This is a genomic window from Streptomyces sp. PA03-5A (genome assembly GCF_033792725.1).
Lineage (GTDB): Bacteria > Actinomycetota > Actinomycetes > Streptomycetales > Streptomycetaceae > Actinacidiphila.
This window is the reverse complement of the sequence record NZ_JARAVL010000004.1, coordinates 261,047-276,262: the sequence shown is the minus strand read 5'-3', so window position 1 is coordinate 276,262 and position 15,216 is coordinate 261,047. Positions and strand designations below refer to the sequence as shown.

Annotated in this window: 18 protein-coding genes and 1 pseudogene; 10 read left to right on the top strand and 9 right to left on the bottom strand. The window is 72.8% G+C overall.

Going from position 1 to position 15,216, the window contains the following annotated elements:
• The first annotated feature begins 96 nt into the window (after nucleotides 1-96).
• From PV410_RS07125 to PV410_RS07115, 3 genes are read left to right on the top strand one after another with little or no spacing between them, the layout of a single operon-like run.
• Entirely contained in the window at nucleotides 97-1,215 is a 1,119-nt protein-coding gene (locus PV410_RS07125) for a M4 family metallopeptidase (RefSeq protein WP_500323013.1), read from the top strand.
• A 9-nt stretch (nucleotides 1,216-1,224) separates the two neighbouring features.
• Complete coding sequence (locus tag PV410_RS07120; RefSeq protein WP_500323011.1) at nucleotides 1,225-1,491, top strand: protealysin inhibitor emfourin; 267 nt, start codon at nucleotides 1,225-1,227, stop codon at nucleotides 1,489-1,491.
• A gap of 3 nt (nucleotides 1,492-1,494) precedes the next feature.
• On the top strand, nucleotides 1,495-2,922 hold the full coding sequence (locus PV410_RS07115) for a carotenoid oxygenase family protein (RefSeq protein WP_500323010.1): 1,428 nt from the start codon (nucleotides 1,495-1,497) through the stop codon (nucleotides 2,920-2,922).
• Nucleotides 2,923-2,947: 25 nt separating this feature from the next.
• Here the strand turns inward: PV410_RS07115 and era are convergent, their stop codons facing one another.
• Complete coding sequence (gene era / locus PV410_RS07110; protein ID WP_500323009.1) at nucleotides 2,948-3,901, bottom strand: GTPase Era; 954 nt, start codon at nucleotides 3,899-3,901, stop codon at nucleotides 2,948-2,950.
• Nucleotides 3,902-4,043: 142 nt separating this feature from the next.
• Here era and PV410_RS07105 point away from each other — a divergent pair.
• Nucleotides 4,044-4,310 (top strand): annotated as a pseudogene (locus PV410_RS07105) (LysR family transcriptional regulator); the annotation flags it as partial.
• A gap of 21 nt (nucleotides 4,311-4,331) precedes the next feature.
• On the opposite strand, the gene PV410_RS07100 reads toward PV410_RS07105, so the two are convergent.
• Nucleotides 4,332-4,679, bottom strand: a complete 348-nt coding sequence (locus PV410_RS07100; protein ID WP_500323008.1) for a cytidine deaminase-like protein — start codon at nucleotides 4,677-4,679, stop codon at nucleotides 4,332-4,334.
• Between the two features lie 62 nt (nucleotides 4,680-4,741).
• On the opposite strand from PV410_RS07100, the gene PV410_RS07095 reads away from it, so the two are divergent.
• On the top strand, nucleotides 4,742-5,293 hold the full coding sequence (locus PV410_RS07095) for a hypothetical protein (protein WP_500323007.1): 552 nt from the start codon (nucleotides 4,742-4,744) through the stop codon (nucleotides 5,291-5,293).
• 6 nt (nucleotides 5,294-5,299) lie between these two features.
• Here the strand turns inward: PV410_RS07095 and PV410_RS07090 are convergent, their stop codons facing one another.
• Genes PV410_RS07090 through PV410_RS07080 form a run of 3 tightly spaced genes read right to left on the bottom strand, consistent with a single transcriptional unit; the run spans nucleotide 5,300 to nucleotide 8,161 of the window.
• Nucleotides 5,300-6,631: a hemolysin family protein gene (locus PV410_RS07090; RefSeq protein WP_500323006.1), complete on the bottom strand. Its 1,332-nt coding sequence runs from the start codon at nucleotides 6,629-6,631 to the stop codon at nucleotides 5,300-5,302.
• 5 nt (nucleotides 6,632-6,636) lie between these two features.
• Entirely contained in the window at nucleotides 6,637-7,134 is a 498-nt protein-coding gene (gene ybeY / locus PV410_RS07085) for an rRNA maturation RNase YbeY (protein ID WP_500323005.1), read from the bottom strand.
• A gap of 13 nt (nucleotides 7,135-7,147) precedes the next feature.
• On the bottom strand, nucleotides 7,148-8,161 hold the full coding sequence (locus tag PV410_RS07080; RefSeq protein ID WP_499511815.1) for a PhoH family protein: 1,014 nt from the start codon (nucleotides 8,159-8,161) through the stop codon (nucleotides 7,148-7,150).
• A 136-nt stretch (nucleotides 8,162-8,297) separates the two neighbouring features.
• Here PV410_RS07080 and PV410_RS07075 point away from each other — a divergent pair, with 136 nt between their 5' ends.
• From PV410_RS07075 to PV410_RS07065, 3 genes are read left to right on the top strand one after another with little or no spacing between them, the layout of a single operon-like run.
• Nucleotides 8,298-8,813, top strand: coding sequence for a GNAT family N-acetyltransferase (locus PV410_RS07075; RefSeq protein ID WP_499511816.1), 516 nt, complete (start codon nucleotides 8,298-8,300; stop codon nucleotides 8,811-8,813).
• 53 nt (nucleotides 8,814-8,866) lie between these two features.
• Nucleotides 8,867-9,094: a FitA-like ribbon-helix-helix domain-containing protein gene (locus PV410_RS07070; RefSeq protein ID WP_500323003.1), complete on the top strand. Its 228-nt coding sequence runs from the start codon at nucleotides 8,867-8,869 to the stop codon at nucleotides 9,092-9,094.
• On the top strand, nucleotides 9,091-9,483 hold the full coding sequence (locus PV410_RS07065) for a type II toxin-antitoxin system VapC family toxin (RefSeq protein WP_500323002.1): 393 nt from the start codon (nucleotides 9,091-9,093) through the stop codon (nucleotides 9,481-9,483). Before PV410_RS07070 ends, PV410_RS07065 begins: the two co-directional genes overlap by 4 nt.
• Before the next feature lie 19 nt (nucleotides 9,484-9,502).
• Here the strand turns inward: PV410_RS07065 and PV410_RS07060 are convergent, their stop codons facing one another.
• Nucleotides 9,503-10,600 (bottom strand): carbohydrate kinase family protein, encoded by a 1,098-nt coding sequence (locus tag PV410_RS07060; protein ID WP_500323001.1) that lies wholly within the window; start codon nucleotides 10,598-10,600, stop codon nucleotides 9,503-9,505.
• Nucleotides 10,601-10,727: 127 nt separating this feature from the next.
• Between PV410_RS07060 and PV410_RS07055 the strand changes: the two genes are divergently transcribed.
• Nucleotides 10,728-11,600, top strand: a complete 873-nt coding sequence (locus PV410_RS07055; RefSeq protein WP_500323000.1) for an FHA domain-containing protein — start codon at nucleotides 10,728-10,730, stop codon at nucleotides 11,598-11,600.
• A 264-nt stretch (nucleotides 11,601-11,864) separates the two neighbouring features.
• A complete protein-coding gene (locus PV410_RS07050; RefSeq protein ID WP_500322999.1) occupies nucleotides 11,865-12,680 on the top strand; it encodes an HAD family acid phosphatase in 816 nt (271 codons plus the stop codon).
• Here PV410_RS07050 and PV410_RS07045 read toward each other — a convergent pair.
• From PV410_RS07045 to PV410_RS07035, 3 genes are all read right to left on the bottom strand, one after another.
• A complete protein-coding gene (locus tag PV410_RS07045) occupies nucleotides 12,668-13,183 on the bottom strand; it encodes a hypothetical protein (protein WP_500322998.1) in 516 nt (171 codons plus the stop codon). The genes PV410_RS07050 and PV410_RS07045 overlap by 13 nt on opposite strands.
• Nucleotides 13,184-13,265: 82 nt before the next feature.
• Nucleotides 13,266-14,255 carry an adenosine deaminase gene (locus PV410_RS07040; RefSeq protein ID WP_500322997.1) on the bottom strand — a complete coding sequence of 330 codons (990 nt, stop codon included), beginning with the start codon at nucleotides 14,253-14,255 and terminating at the stop codon, nucleotides 13,266-13,268.
• Nucleotides 14,256-14,295: 40 nt separating this feature from the next.
• A complete protein-coding gene (locus PV410_RS07035; RefSeq protein ID WP_500322996.1) occupies nucleotides 14,296-15,210 on the bottom strand; it encodes a ribonuclease Z in 915 nt (304 codons plus the stop codon).
• Between the last annotated feature and the right edge of the window lie 6 nt (nucleotides 15,211-15,216).

Here is a 15,216-nt window from a genome sequence, read left to right as displayed (position 1 = left end):
CCCGTGATGACATGAAAAACGTACAACTTCCCCCCTTTTCGTGGATCATGGTCACACCTAGTGACAGACAGTGAGCACCGTGCCACATTGCCCTGCATGGAGCAGACACCTGTTTTCTGCACGATCGTGCCGCCGCACGTCCTCGACAAGGTCGCCCGCAACGAGGACCGCGCACTCGCCGAGCCCGCCCGCCGCACCCTGGAACGCGACGCCGCGGAGCGCACCCGCCGCCGGCTGACCACCGTCATCGGCGCCCTCCCGGTGATCGGGGCGGAGCCGTCGGACCGGCCGCACCGCACGATCAGCGACGCGCAGCACCGCACGGACCTGCCGGGGCGGAAGGTCCGCGGCGAGGGCGACCCCGCACCGGCCGACGACACCGTCAACCGGGCCTACGACGGACTGGGGGCGACCTTCGAGCTCTTCCTGACGGCGTACGGCCGCCACTCCATCGACGACGCCGGGCTGCCGCTGGACGCCACCGTCCACTACGACCGCGACTACAACAACGCCTTCTGGAACGGCGAGCAGATGGTCTTCGGGGACGGCGACGGGGAGATCTTCCTCGACTTCACGCTCCCCCTCGACGTCATCGGCCACGAACTCAGCCACGGCGTCACCCAGTACACCGCCAACCTCGACTACTTCGGCCAGTCCGGCGCCCTCAACGAGTCGATGTCGGACGTCTTCGGTTCCCTCATCAAGCAGCACGCGCTCGGCCAGACCGCCGAGGAGGCCGACTGGCTGATCGGCGCCGGACTGCTCGCCCCGCGCGTCACGGGCGTGGCGCTGCGCTCCATGAAGGCCCCCGGCACGGCCTACGACGACGACGTCCTCGGCAAGGACCCGCAGCCCGGCCACATGGACGCCTACGTCCGCACCTCGCGGGACAACGGGGGCGTGCACATCAACTCCGGCATCCCCAACCGGGCGTTCCACCTGCTGGCCGTCGCCCTGGGCGGCAACGCCTGGGAGCGGGCCGGGCTGATCTGGTACGACGTGCTGACCGGCGGCGCGCTGTCGCCCAGGGCGACGTTCGCCGAGTTCGCCCAGGCGACGGTCGCCTCGGCCGCCGGGCGCTTCGGTGAGGGCGAGGAACACGCGGCGGTGGTGAAGGCGTGGTCGGAGGTCGGCATCCCGACCGCCGTGAACGGTACCGACGTGCCGCGCCAGTCGCCGGTCCCGGAAGGTGCGCGACCGCCCGCACAGGGGTAGACGTCCGCCATGCGCATACAGGTGATCCGCTCCGGCGGTTTCGCGGGGATCGAGCGCCGGGCCGTGCTGGACACCGCCGGCCGCCCCGACGCCTTCCGTCTGCACGCCCTGGCCCGCGACGTGCTCGCCGCGGGCCCGGCCGCGCCCCCGCAGGGCGTACCGGACGGTTTCCGGTACGAGATCACGGTGGACGGCCGCACGGTGCACTGCGCCGACCCGCGGCTGACGGAGGAGCAGCGCGAACTGGTCCAACTGGTGCTGAAGGAGGGCGCGTAGCCGATGAGCGGGCACACGACCGGGCTGCGCAGCCTGACCGACGAGGTGACCGTCCCCGAACTGCCGGTACGGGGACGGCTGCCGCGGTGGCTCGACGGGGTCCTGCTGCGCAACGGCCCCGCCCTCTTCGAGGCCGGGGAGCGCCGCTACCGGCACTGGTTCGACGGCCAGGCGATGCTCCACCGGTTCGCGATCGAGGACGGCCGGGTCTCCTACGCCAACCGCTTCCTGGACGTCCCGAGCAGCCGTACCGCCCGGCACGAGGGCCGCATCGGCTACCAGGAGTTCGCCACCGACCCCTGCCGCTCGCTCTTCGCCCGGGTGCTCACCCCGTTCCTCCGCAAGCCCTCGGGGAACGCCAACGTCAGCGTCGCCCGCTTCGGCGAACGCTTCGTCGCGCTGACCGAGACCCCGATGCCGGTGGAGTTCGACCCGAGGACGCTGGAGACGGTCGGCGTCGTCGGCTACGAGGACGCGCTGGCCGGTCAGTGGACCACGGCGCACCCGCACCAGGACCCGGTCACCGGCGAACTGGTCAACTTCGTGGCGCACTTCGCGCGGCGCAGCGAGTACCGCGTCTACCGCCAGTCCTCCGACGGCACGGCCCGCCGCAGGCTCCTGGGCAGCCTGCCCGTCACCCGGCCCGGCTACATGCACAGCTTCGCGATCACCGACCGCCATGTGGTGCTCGTGGAGTTCCCGCTCGTCGTCAACCCGCCGGCACTGCTGCTCAGCGGCCGGCCCTTCATCGAGAACTACCGCTGGCGCCCGGAGCGCGGCACCCGCTTCATCGTCATGGACCGCAGGGACGGCACCGTCCGCCGCGTCGCCAAGGGCCCGGCCTTCTTCGCCTTCCACCACGTCAACGCCTTCGAGGACGGCGACGCGCTGGTGCTGGACCTGTGCGCCTACGAGGACCCGTCCGTCATCGACGCCCTCTACCTCGACCGGCTGCGCGACGGCGGCGGCGTCCCGCAGGCCCGGCCCACCCGGTACCGGATCGGCGGGGACGGCGCGGTGACGTCCGAGCGGCTCGGTGAGGAGCCGATGGAGCTCCCCCGCATCGACTACGGGCGGTGCAACGGCCGCCCCTACCGCTTCGCGTACGGCGTCGGCAGCCGCGACGGCCGGGGCGAGCACTTCACCGACCAGCTGGTGCGGCTCGACACGGCCGACGGCGGCACCGTGACCTGGTCGCAGGAGGACTGCTACCCCGGGGAGCCCGTCTTCGTCGCGGCCCCGGAGGCCGGGGCGGAGGGCGAGGGCGTGGTGCTCTCCGTCGTCCTCGACGCCACGGCCGGCTCGTCCTTCCTGCTGGTGCTGGACGCCGTCACGTTCCGCGAGCTGGCCCGCGCCGAGGTCCCGCACGCGGTGCCGTTCGGCTTCCACGGGATCTTCAGCGGCGGGGCCGCCGGGGGTGCGACGGCCTAGGCCCGGCCGCCTGGGCCGTGTCGTCCTAGAAGCCGAGCTTGCGCAGCTGCTTGGGGTCGCGCTGCCAGTCCTTGGCGACCTTCACGTGCAGGTCGAGGAAGACCGGCGTCCCGAGCAGCGCCTCGATGTGGCGGCGGGACTTGGTGCCGACCTCCTTCAGGCGGGAGCCCTTGGGGCCGATGATGATGCCCTTCTGGCTGGGGCGCTCGATGTAGATGTTGGCGTGCACGTCCAGCAGCGGCTTCTCCGCCGGGCGGCCCTCGCGCGGCAGCATCTCCTCGACCACGACGGCGATGGAGTGCGGCAGCTCGTCCCGTACGCCCTCGAGCGCCGCCTCGCGGATCAGCTCGGCGACCATGACCTGCTCGGGCTCGTCGGTGAGGTCGCCCTCCGGGTAGAGGGCCGGACCCTCCGGGAGCAGCGGGACGAGGAGGTCGGCCAGGAGCGAGACCTGCTTGTCACCGACGGCGGAGACCGGGACGATCTCGGCCCACTCGATGCCCAGTTCGGCGCCGAGCAGGTCGATGGCGACCAACTGCTCGGCGAGGCGCTTGGAGTCCACCAGGTCGGTCTTGGTGACGATGGCGACCTTGGGGGTCTTGCGGACCTCGGCCAGCTCCTTGGCGATGTAGCGGTCGCCGGGGCCGAGCTTCTGGTCGGCGGGCAGGCAGAAGCCGATCACGTCGACCTCGGCCCAGGTGGTGCGGACGACGTCGTTGAGCCGCTCGCCGAGCAGGGTGCGCGGCTTGTGCAGACCCGGGGTGTCGACCAGGACCAGCTGGGCGTCCGGGCGGTGCACGATGCCGCGCACGGTGTGCCGGGTGGTCTGCGGCCGGTTGGAGGTGATGGCCACCTTCGTGCCGACCAGAGCGTTGGTCAGGGTGGACTTGCCCGCGTTGGGGCGGCCCACGAAGCAGGCGAAGCCGGCCCGGTGGGCGGGGGCGGGGGTCGTCTCGGTGCGAACGCTCATGGCGACCATTGTCCCTGATCCACCGGGCCCCGCTGACGCCCCCGGGCGGCGCCGCCGCCCGGGGGACCGGAGCGGCCGTTCCCCCGGGTGTCGCCCGGTGTTCCCCCGAGGGCACGGCGCAGGCCACGATCCGCTGCTATAACCGATGGATATGGACGTCCACGTGCGTGACCTCCGCTACTTCGTCACGGTCGCGGACGAACTGCACTTCACCCGGGCCGCCGAGCGGCTGCGCATCTCCCAGCCCGCGCTCTCCAAGCAGATCCGCGCCCTGGAACGGCAGCTCGGCTTCCGCCTCTTCGACCGCGGGCCCCGCGGCGTCGGCCTCACCGTGCAGGGCGAGGCGCTGCTGCCCGCCGCACGCCCCCTGGTCGGCGACTGGGAGCACGCCCTGCGCGCGGCCCGTTCTGCAGGGCCCGGCGGCTGAGCCGGCGCCGGCTCAGCCCGCTTCGACCCTCGCCCGGACGACTCCGTCGGGGCCGGCCAGCAGCACCGGCGTGCCCGCGCCGCCCAGGTCGCGCACGGCCGCACGGTCCTCGTCCGGCACCACGTCCGCCTCGGACACCACGGCCGCCGCCTCCAGGGACGTGGCACCGCTGGCGACCGCCATGGCCACCGCCGTCCGCAGCGCGCTGAGCGACAACGACCGAAGGGCCACGGTCCCCGCCACGTAGGTGCGCCCCGTCTCGTCGCGCACGGCCGCCCCCTCGGCGACGCCGTTGCGGGCGCGGGCGGAGCGGGCCAGGGTGATGATCTTGCGGTCTTCCGGCTGCAGCTCGTCGCTCATGCGGTCAGCGTATCCGTCCCCGAGGGTTCCCCTCGGGGACGGGGCATTGTCATGATCTCGGCATGGATGACGACGCGAAGCCGGCTTACGAGGCGCGCTACGGCTTCGACCGCCGAACCGTCGCCGTGCTGCTGGGGGCGGTCGTTTTCACCGCGGTCCTGGTGATGCCGGGCATGGGCTTCCCCCTGCGGATCGCGGGAGGCGTCCTCTTCGGCGGCGGCGGGCTGCTCATCGCCGCGAACTCGCTGACCCGCAGGGTCGCCCTGCGCGTCGACGCGACGGGCGTGCTCCTCGGCGGGGTGCCCCTGCGCTACCGGGCCACCACCGCGCACGTGCCGTGGGAGGACGTCACCGCCGTGGTGCTGTGGAAGCAGCCGGTCCCGTACGGCCACCGGGTGCCCTGGATCGGGGTGCAGCGCCGCGAGGGCGCTCCGCCCCTGCCCGGCCCCGGGCAGGGCGCGCTGGCACGCGCCGTCGCGGGGGCCCTGGTCCCCGTACCGTTCGACCTGGTCATAGCGTCCCGCCAGGTGAACGGCTGGCGGCTCGACCGACGACGCCTGGCCGCCGCGCTGGAACACTTCGCCCCCGGCGTCCCGCTCGTCGACCAGGGCTGACCGGCGCTACCCGCCGTGCATCGCCCCGTCCGGCTCCGGGCCCGAGGGGTCCTCCGCGACGACCGGGACCGGCTCGACGAGGACCGCCCCGATGCGGTTGCGGCGGCCCGACGGGGCCTCCGCGGTGAGCCGGAGCGCGGCGGGGGCGTGCGGGGCCGAGGCGGTCTCGGGGAGCCCGACGACGGCGGAGGCACCGGGGATCGGCACCCGGCCGAGGGTCTTGGCGAGCAGGCCGCCGACGGTCTCGACGTCCTCGTCGTCCAGGTCCACGCCGTAGAGCTCGCCCAGGTCTCCGAGGTCGAGGCGGGAGGTGACGCGGTAACGGCCCCCGCCCAGCTCCTCCACGGGCGGCACCTCGCGGTCGTACTCGTCGGTGATCTCGCCGACGATCTCCTCCAGGATGTCCTCGATGGTGACGACGCCGGCCGTGCCGCCGTACTCGTCGATGACGACGGCGACGTGGTTGCGCTCGCGCTGCATCTCGCGCAGCAGGTCGCCGGCGTTCTTGGTGTCGGGGACGAAGAAGGCCGGGCGCATCAGCGAGGAGACCGGGTCGGTCTCGGCGTCCCGGTTGATGTGCACGCGGCGGGCGAGGTCCTTGAGGTAGACGATGCCGACGATGTCGTCCTCGCTCTCGCCCGTGACCGGGATGCGCGAGAAACCGCTGCGCAGCGCCAGGGTCATGGCCTGCCGGATCGTCTTGAAGCGTTCGATGGCCACCAGTTCGGTGCGCGGCACCATCACCTCGCGCACCAGGGTGTCGCCGAGCTCGAAGACGGAGTGCACCATGCGGCGCTCCTCGTCCTCGATGAGGGACTCGCTCTCCGCGAGGTCGACCAGCGCGCGCAGCTCCGCCTCGGAGGCGAACGGGCCCTGGCGGAAGCCCTTGCCGGGGGTGAGCGCGTTGCCGAGCAGGATCAGCAGCGCCGGGACCGGGCCCATGACGCGGGCCAGCGGCAGCAGCACGTAAGCCGCCGCGGTGGCCGTGTTCAGCGGGTGCTGGCGGCCGATCGTGCGGGGCGAGACGCCCACCGCGACGTACGAGACGACGATCATGACGGCGACCGCCACCAGGACCGCCTGCCAGGTCTCCTCGAAGTGCCGGACGCAGACGACGGTGACGAGCACCGCCGCCGCCATCTCGCAGGCCACCCGGACCAGCAGCGCGACGTTGAGGTAGCGGGTGGGATCCGAGGAGACCGCCAGCAGCTTGTCCGCCCCGCGCCGGCCGGCCCGCACCGCCGCCTCCGCCCGGAAGCGGGAGGTGCGGGCGATGCCGGCCTCGGCGCAGGCGGCCAGCCAGGCGACGACGACCAGCAGGACGGCGAAGACCACCATCGCGATCAGTGGGTGGTCGTCGGGGCCGGCGACGGCCCCTGGATGCCGCGCTCGGCGCGCCAGCCGTCGAGGATGGCCTTCTGCAGACCGAACATCTCGGCCTTCTCGTCGGCCTCCTCGTGGTCGTAACCGAGCAGGTGCAGCACCCCGTGGACGGTGAGCAGCTGCAGCTCCTCGTCCATGGAGTGCTTGGTCACGGCCTCGTCGCCCTGCTTCTTGGCGACCTCGGGACAGAGCACGATGTCCCCGAGCAGTCCCTGCGGGGGCTCCTCGTCCTCCTTCCCGGGACGCAGCTCGTCCATCGGGAAGGACATGACGTCGGTGGGCCCCGGTTCGTCCATCCACTGGACGTGCAGCTGCTCCATGGCGTCGGCGTCGACCGCGATGACGGAGAGCTCGGACAGGGGGTGGATACGCATGTGCTGCAGGGCGTAGCGGCTGATGTCGAGCACCGCCGCCTCGTCGAAGTCCCAGCCGGATTCGTTGTTGACGTCGATCGCCATAGTGCTTCGGTGGCTACTTTCGGTTGCCGTTGAGGTCGTCGTAGCGCTCGTATGCGTCCACGATGCGCCCGACCAGCTTATGGCGTACGACATCCGTGCTCGTCAGGCGCGAGAAGTGCACGTCCTCGACGCCGTCCAGGATGTCCACGACCTGGCGCAGTCCGCTCTTCGTGCCACCGGGGAGGTCGACCTGGGTGACGTCACCGGTGATGACGATCTTGGAGTCGAAGCCGAGCCGGGTGAGGAACATCTTCATCTGCTCGGCGCTGGTGTTCTGCGCCTCGTCGAGGATGATGAAGGCGTCGTTGAGCGTGCGGCCGCGCATGTACGCCAGAGGAGCGACCTCGATCGTCCCGCTCGCCATGAGGCGCGGGATCGAGTCGGGGTCGATCATGTCGTGCAGCGCGTCGTACAGCGGACGCAGGTACGGGTCGATCTTCTCGTAGAGCGTGCCCGGCAGGAAGCCGAGCCGCTCGCCCGCCTCGACGGCGGGGCGGGTCAGGATGATCCGGTTGACCTGCTTGGACTGCAGCGCCTGGACGGCCTTGGCCATGGCCAGGTAGGTCTTGCCGGTACCGGCGGGGCCGATGCCGAACACGATCGTGTGCTTGTCGATCGCATCGACGTAGCGCTTCTGGTTGAGGGTCTTGGGGCGGATGGTGCGGCCCCGGCTGGAAAGGATGTTCTGGGTGAGCACCTGGGAGGGGGTCTCCTCCAGGCCGTCGGCTCCGCTGTCCTGGCGGAGCATGGCGATCGACCGCTCCACTGCGTCCTCCGTCATCGGCTGGCCTGTGCGCAGTACCAGCATCATCTCGTCGAAGAGGCGCTGGACCAGCGCGACGTCCGCGGATTCACCGCTCGCGCTGACCTCATTGCCTCGTACATGGATGTCGACGGCCGGGAACGCCTGCTCTATCACGCGCAGGAGCGAGTCACCGGACCCCAGGACCGTCACCATGGGGTGCTTGGCCGGTACGACGAAGTGGGCGCTCGCCTGCGGTTGCTGCGTTGTCGGTGTCTGAGTCATGGGCCAGGCTCGACGGCCTGCTCATCCCGCCTTCTGCTGTTCGACATGCCACTGGGCTTGGGGTTCAAGGGTACGTCGGTGCGGCTGGGGTGCCGAGGGGTTTTACGCTGCGTCACGCGCCGGGTAGAACTGCGGGATGGAGATCCGCACCGGAGGACCCGAGGACCTGCCCGCGACGCTCGCCCTGCTGGACGGAGCCGTCGCCTGGCTGACCGCCCGCGGCCACACCGGCCAGTGGGGCACCCGCCCCTGGTCCTCCCGGCCCCCGGCGGTGGAGCGCGTGGCCCGGTACGCGAAGGAGTACCTGCTGCGCGCGGCCGTGGCCGACGGCCGGGTGGTGGGCGTGTGCGTGCTGGCCGAGGAGAAGCCCGACTACGCCCCGCCCGTGGACGGGCGCGAGCTGTACCTGCGGCTGCTCGTCACCGACCGGGCGCTGTCCGGCAGCGGCATCGGCGCGGCCCTGGTGGACGACGCCGTCGCCGAGACGCGGCGCCGCGGCATCCCGCTGCTGCGGGTCGACTGCTACGCGGGCGGCGAGGGCCGGCTCGTCCGGCAGTACGAGGCCCTGGGCTTCACCCTCGCCCAGCCCTTCACCGTGCCCCAGGCCGAGGGCGCCCCCTGGCCGGGCCGGATCCTGGAGCGCCGGGTCTGACGCCAGCATGCGAAACGCATGCAAGCATGCGTTTCGCATGTTAGCGTGACGGCATGGCGAACATCCAGATCAAGGACGTCCCCGACGACGTGCACCGCACCCTCAAGCACCGCGCGATCGAGGCGCACCAGTCCCTGAACGAGTACCTGCGCCAGAGGCTGATCGAACAGGCGAGAACACCGACGGTCGACGACATACTGGCCAGCGCCCGGAAGGCAGCGACAGCCGACTACACCGTGGCGGACCTGCTCGGACACATCGACGAGGGGCGCCGCGAGTGATCGTCGTCGACGCGTCCGCACTCGTCCTCGCCCTCACCCACGCCGGCCCACTGGGCGATCTCGCGCGCAAACGGATGGCCGGCGAGACCCTGCACGCGCCGGCCCTCATCGAGTTCGAGGCGGCCCATGCGATCCGCGGCCTGTCGCTCGGAGGGAAGCTGGGGCAGGCCTCGGCGGAGACGGCGATCACCCTGCTGTCCGCCCTGCCGATCCAGCGCATGCCGGGATACGCCCTGCTCGATCGCATCTGGGAGCTGCGCGCCAACCTCTCCGCGTACGACGCTTCGTACGCAGCGCTCGCCGAACACCTGGGGTGCACCTTGGTCACGGGCGACGCCCGCATCGAGCGCGCGAAGGCGGCCCGCTGCCCCGTCGACGTGATCGCCTGACGCCGGCTCCGCCACCGCGTCAGCGGAAGGGCGGCGGACGGAAGCCGATCGTCGGCACGGCGCGGCGCAGGGGCCAGCGGCGGGTGCCGGTGGGCAGCAGGTCGTCCAGGAAGGCGTAGCGGCGCAGCGCCGAGCGGTCCTGGTCGTCGTAGGCCTTGGCGTGCTGCCACCAGGCCGCGATCTCGATCCAGCCGGGCGCCGAGAGCGAGCCCCCGAACTCCTGCACCGACAGCGCGGCCGTGAGGCACGCGAAGGCCAGCCGGTCGGCGAGCGACCAGCCGGCCAGGGTGCCGGTCAGGAAGCCCGCGACGAAGACGTCCCCGGCGCCCGTGGGGTCCAGCGCCTCCACCGACAGCGCCGGCACCTCGGCGGCCTGGCCGGCGGCGGAGTCGACCGCGTACGCGCCCTCGGCGCCGAGCGTCACCACCGCCAGCGGGACCAGCTCGGCGAGCTTGCGGGCGGCGGCCCGGGGGCAGTCGGTGCGGGTGTAGCGCATGGCCTCGGCGGCGTTCGGCAGGAAGGCCTCGCAGTGCGCCAGGTCCGCCAGGTCCGCGCTGTCCCAGCGGCCGCTGTCGTCCCAGCCGACGTCGGCGAAGATCCGGCTGCCCCGCCCGGCGGCGGTGCCGATCCACTCCTGCTGCGGGACCCCGGGCACCAGCGAGGCCACGCACGCCCGGCTCGGCGGCGGGCAGAGCGGCGCGGGCTCCTCGGGCGGCGGCGCCTCGTGGCCGTGGCTGACCATGGTGCGCTCGCCCTCGTACGCCATGGAGACCGTGACCGGCGAGTGCCAGCCGGGGATCTTGCGGGACAGCTCCAGCTCGATGCCCTCCCCCACCGCGAGGGCGTCCCAGCAGTAGTCCCCGTACACGTCGTCGCCGAAGGCGGCCGCGAGCGAGGTGCGCAGCCCCAGCCGGGCGAGGGCGGTCGCCATGTTGGCCACGCCGCCGGGACTCGATCCCATGCCGCGCGCCCAGGACTCGGTGCCGCGCACGGGCGCGCTGTCGAGACCGGTGAAGATGATGTCCAGGAAGACCGTGCCGGTCAGGTACACATCGGTCTCCGGGTCGTCCGGCCCGCGCACCGCCGCGAGCGGGTCGAGGACGGGCTGGTCTTCCACCCGGGCTCCTCCCGACCTGGTGTCGTTCCGACCGATCGTACGCGCGCCCGGGGCCGTGACCAGCGTTTGTCCGCACGGAGACGCGGACGGATCCTGAGGGAAAGCGGATGACCCCCAGGGGCTGGAGATGCCCGGACACTCGGCCGCACCGCCACAACTGATCGTGACCACGGGGCCGGACACCGGACGGGCCTACCCCGTACCGGCCGGCTACTGCGAGATCGGCAGGCTCGCCGGCAGCGGGATCCGGCTCGACGAGGAGGGCGTGAGCCGGCGGCACGCCGCGATGAACCGCGCCGGGAGCCACGTGGTGCTCAGCGACCTCGGCTCGACCAACGGCACCTACCTCAACGGGACCCTGCTCGACGCACCGCGCCCCCTCCACGACGGTGACCTGCTCCGTATCGGCCACGTCGAGCTGCGGCTGTCGGTGGAGTCGGCCCGGCAGGCGGACCCCGGGGACGAGGCGGACCGCCCGGAAGCCGGAGAGGCCGCGGAAACCGCGGATGGCCCGGGTGGCACTCCCTCGCCGCTGACCGTGCTCCACGACCTCGGGGACACCCGGGGCCGGTCCGGGCCCGGCCCCACCCGCCGCTACCCGTCCGGGCGCGCGCAGTACCTCGCCGGGCGCCGGCACTACGGGGCCGGCGGCGACGGGCGGGAGGCGGACGACCCCGGGGCCGCCGAGGAGGCCTGCACCGGGCTGTTCCGGGTGCGCGGGCCGGGCCGGGTGCTCATGGCCGCCGGGGTGCTGGTGGCGCTTGCCGGGTTCGCCGTCTGGGTGTCCCTGATCCTCAGCCTGCTGGGCGGCGTGGGCAGTGCGCAGGCCCCGCCGGACCCCTTCGCGGAGACCCTGTGGGGACTGCCGAAGGCACCGCTGGGCTTCACCGCGTTCGCGGTGGGCGTCGTGCTCTTCGCGGGCGGCGCGGCTCTGTCGAGGGCCACCCGCAGGAGGGGCGCCGCACCGGGGCGGCGGCGCCCGGGACGGCACCGCCACTGACCCTCGGGCGGGTACGGGCACGGCGGCGCGGGGCCCGGCCGCGGCGGCATACCAAAGCTTTGCCGGTCCTTTCCGCACGTGGCGACCTGGGCTGATCCGTCCTCGGGCGGCGATTGGGGGTCATCGCGCGTAGACAGCCCTTGACCAGCATGATCGGGGCCCCTAGCGTCGCCGCGTCAACGAGCCCCGCAGGGCCGGGCGTTCCCCCGAAGCGCGTGGGCCCGGCCGTGCGTGCCCTCCGGCCGGATCGAAGGAGCCCCCCAGATGCCCGCAGCCAGACCGTCCGTGTTCACCCGCGGGCGCACCCGCACCCTCGCCGCCGCCGTCGCCGCGGTGGCGGCGGCCGCCACTCTCTACGGGGTCGGCGCGGCGACCGCGGACACCTCCGTGCCGCGCAGCGACAAGCAGATCCCCAACCTGACCGACGTGGTCAACGACATCAAGGCGTACTACGGCGACACCGTCGACGCCTCCGGTGAGCACCAGGCCGCGACCGACGGCAACTACGCCAAGCAGGTCGCCGGCATCGAGAAGAAGGCCCAGGACTACCTGCGGGACGCCCTCGCGAAGTCCGCGCACCACCGCCACGGCAAGCCCGCGATCGTCCTGGACGTCGACGACACGTCCCTGCTGACGTACAACTACGAGCTGGAGGTGGGCTTCAACTACACGCCGGCCTCGAACGACGCCTACATCCAGAACAAGGACATGGCCCCGGTCTTCGGCATGCCCCAGCTGGCCAACTGGGCCGCCGACCACGGCGTGACGGTCTTCTGGATCACCGGCCGCCCGGAGACGCAGCGCGCCGCGAGCGTCCGCAACCTCGGGACCGCCGGCTACACCTCCAGCGCCGACCCGGCGCACTTCTTCCTCAAGAACAAGGTCGCGACCGACTACCTGCCCTGCTCCGCCCCGACGTGGACCTGCTCCACCGTCGACTACAAGGCGGGCACCCGGGCCCACATCGAGGCGCAGGGGTACGACATCGTCGCCAACTTCGGCGACCAGTACAGCGACCTGAACGGCGGGCACGCCGACAAGTCGTTCAAGCTCCCCAACCCGATGTACTACGTGCCCTGACCGGCGGCGGGCCGCCAGCCCGCGGTGCCCGTCCCCCCGCGCGGGGGGCGGGTGCCGCGGCGCCGCGCGCGGGCCAGCCACAGGCCCCGGCCCAGCGACCACAGCACCAGCCCGGCGACCACCGGGCCGCCGAGCAGGATCGCCAGCCCGGCGCCGATGTTGGCGCCGATGACCCCGGCGGTCACCGTCCGCCAGATCGCTCCGGCCAGCAGCCCCGCCGCGAGCAGCGGCCCGATGACCTCCCACCACCGGCCGTCGAAGCGGTCCGGCCCGGGACGGGAGGCCCGGCCCAGCAGCACGGCCGCGCCGGCGGCCAGCACGGCCGCGGCCACGCCGATCGCGGTCTCCGCCCCCTCCGGGATGGCGAAGGGCCGTACCAGGTAGTCCAGTTCGGCGGGTTCGAAGCCGGCCGCGTCCTGCCGGCCCATGAGCCCCCAGGTGGCGACGGGCGTGGTCACGATCAGCGTGACGGCCGCTGCGGGCCGTATCAGGTGCCTTCGCATGACTCCATGCTCCGCCCGCGCGGTGCGGCCCGCATGAGTGCGCGTACTCATGCCGGCACGCGCGCACGCACTCAGAGCGGGCTCAGAACGTGTGGGCGTCCACCTCGGCGAGGTACCGGGCGCGCAGTTCCTCGTCGTCGTCGAGGAAGGCGGCCAGGAAGGAGTTGCGGGCGAGCCGGCGCAGGGCGTCCTCGCCGAGCGGGAGCGCACCGGCCACGGCGTCGAAGGTGTCGCCCGCGTAGCCGCCGAAGTAGGCGGGGTCGTCGGAGTTCAGGGTGACCAGTAGCCCCGCGTCGAGCATGGCGGGCAGCGGATGGTCGGCGAGGGTGTCCACGCAGCGCAGCCGCACGTTGGACAGCGGGCAGACGGTCAGCGGCACCTGGTCGCGGACCAGCCGGGCCACCAGCTCCGGGTCCTCCATGCTGCGGATGCCGTGGTCGATCCGTTCGACGCCGAGCACGTCCAGCGCCTCCCACACGTACGCCGGCGGGCCCTCCTCACCCGCGTGCGCGACCCGGCGCAGGCCCGCCGCGGCAGCGGCCTCGTAGACCGCGCGGAACTTCGACGGCGGGTGGCCGACCTCGGCGGAGTCCAGGCCGACGGCGCTGATCCGGTGCAGGTGGGGCCGGGCGGCCTCGAAGGTCTCCAGCGCGGACTCGGCCGGCTCGTCCCGCAGGAAGCACATGATCAGCCGCGTGCTGACGCCGTGCCGCTCCCGGCTGCCGTCCAGCGCCCGCGCCAGGCCCTCGACGACGGTGCCGATCGGGACGCCGCGCGCGGTGTGCGCCTGCGGGTCGAAGAAGACCTCGGCGTGCCGCACGCCCTGCGCGGCGGCCCGGGCGAGATAGGCGTCTGCGAGGTCCGCGAAGTCCTGCTCGGTGCGGAGCACGGCCATGAGCGCGTAGTACAGGTCCAGGAAGGACTGCAGGTCGCTGAAGGAGTAGGCCTGTCGCAGCTCCTCGGTCGAGGCGTAGGGCAGGTCGACCCCGCCCCGCTCGGCGAGGGTGAAGGCGAGTTCGGGTTCGAGGGTGCCTTCGATGTGCAGGTGGAGTTCGGCCTTCGGGATGCTCACCTCGCAACCGTACAGGTCACAGGGGTGCGGACGGCTCCGGCTAGGCCTGGCGGCGCTTCGGCACGGCGACCCGGCCGAGGTCCTGGGCGACCGTCAGCTCGCCCTGGAAACCCGCGTCCCGGGCCTGGCGCTCGAAGTCCGCCGGGTCGGTGTAGCGCTGCGAGAAGTGCGTGAGCACCAGGTGTCGTACGCCCGATTCGGCCGCCACCCGGGCTGCCTGGCCGGCCGTCAGGTGGCCGTGCTCCTCGGCGAGCGCGGCGTCCTCGTCCAGGAAGGTCGACTCGATGACGAGCAGGTCGCAGCCGTCGGCGAGGGCGTACACCGCGTCGCACAGCCGGGTGTCCATCACGAAGGCGAAGCGCTGGCCCGGGCGCGTCTCGCTTACCTCGGCGAGCGTCACCCCGTCCACCTCGCCCTCGCGCTGCAGCCGGCCCACCGCCGGGCCGGTGATGCCGTGCGCGGCCAGACGCTCCGGCAGCATGCGGCGCCCGTCGGGCTCGACCAGCCGGTAGCCGTACGCCTCCACCGGGTGCGACAGCCGGCGCGCCTCCAGCAGGAAGGCCTCGGAGTCGACCAGCACCGCGGCCTCGCCCGCCACCGGTTCCTCGCGCAGCCGCACGGTCTCGCGGTAGGCGGTGGCGTACCGCAGCCGGTCGAAGAACCGCCTGCCCGACTCGGGGTAGTGGGCGGTGATCGGGTGGGGCACCCGGTCCAGGTTGATCCGCTGGATCACCCCGGCCAGGCCCAGGCTGTGGTCCCCGTGGAAGTGGCTCACGCACAGCCTGGTGAGGTCGTGCGCCGCCACACCGGCCCGCAGCATCTGACGCTGGGTGCCCTCCCCCGGGTCGAAGAGGATGCCCTCGGCGTCCCAGCGCAGGAAGTAGCCGTTGTGGTTGCGGTGCCGGGTCGGGACCTGGCTGGCCGTGCCGAGCACGACCAATTCACGTGCGGACACCGGTGG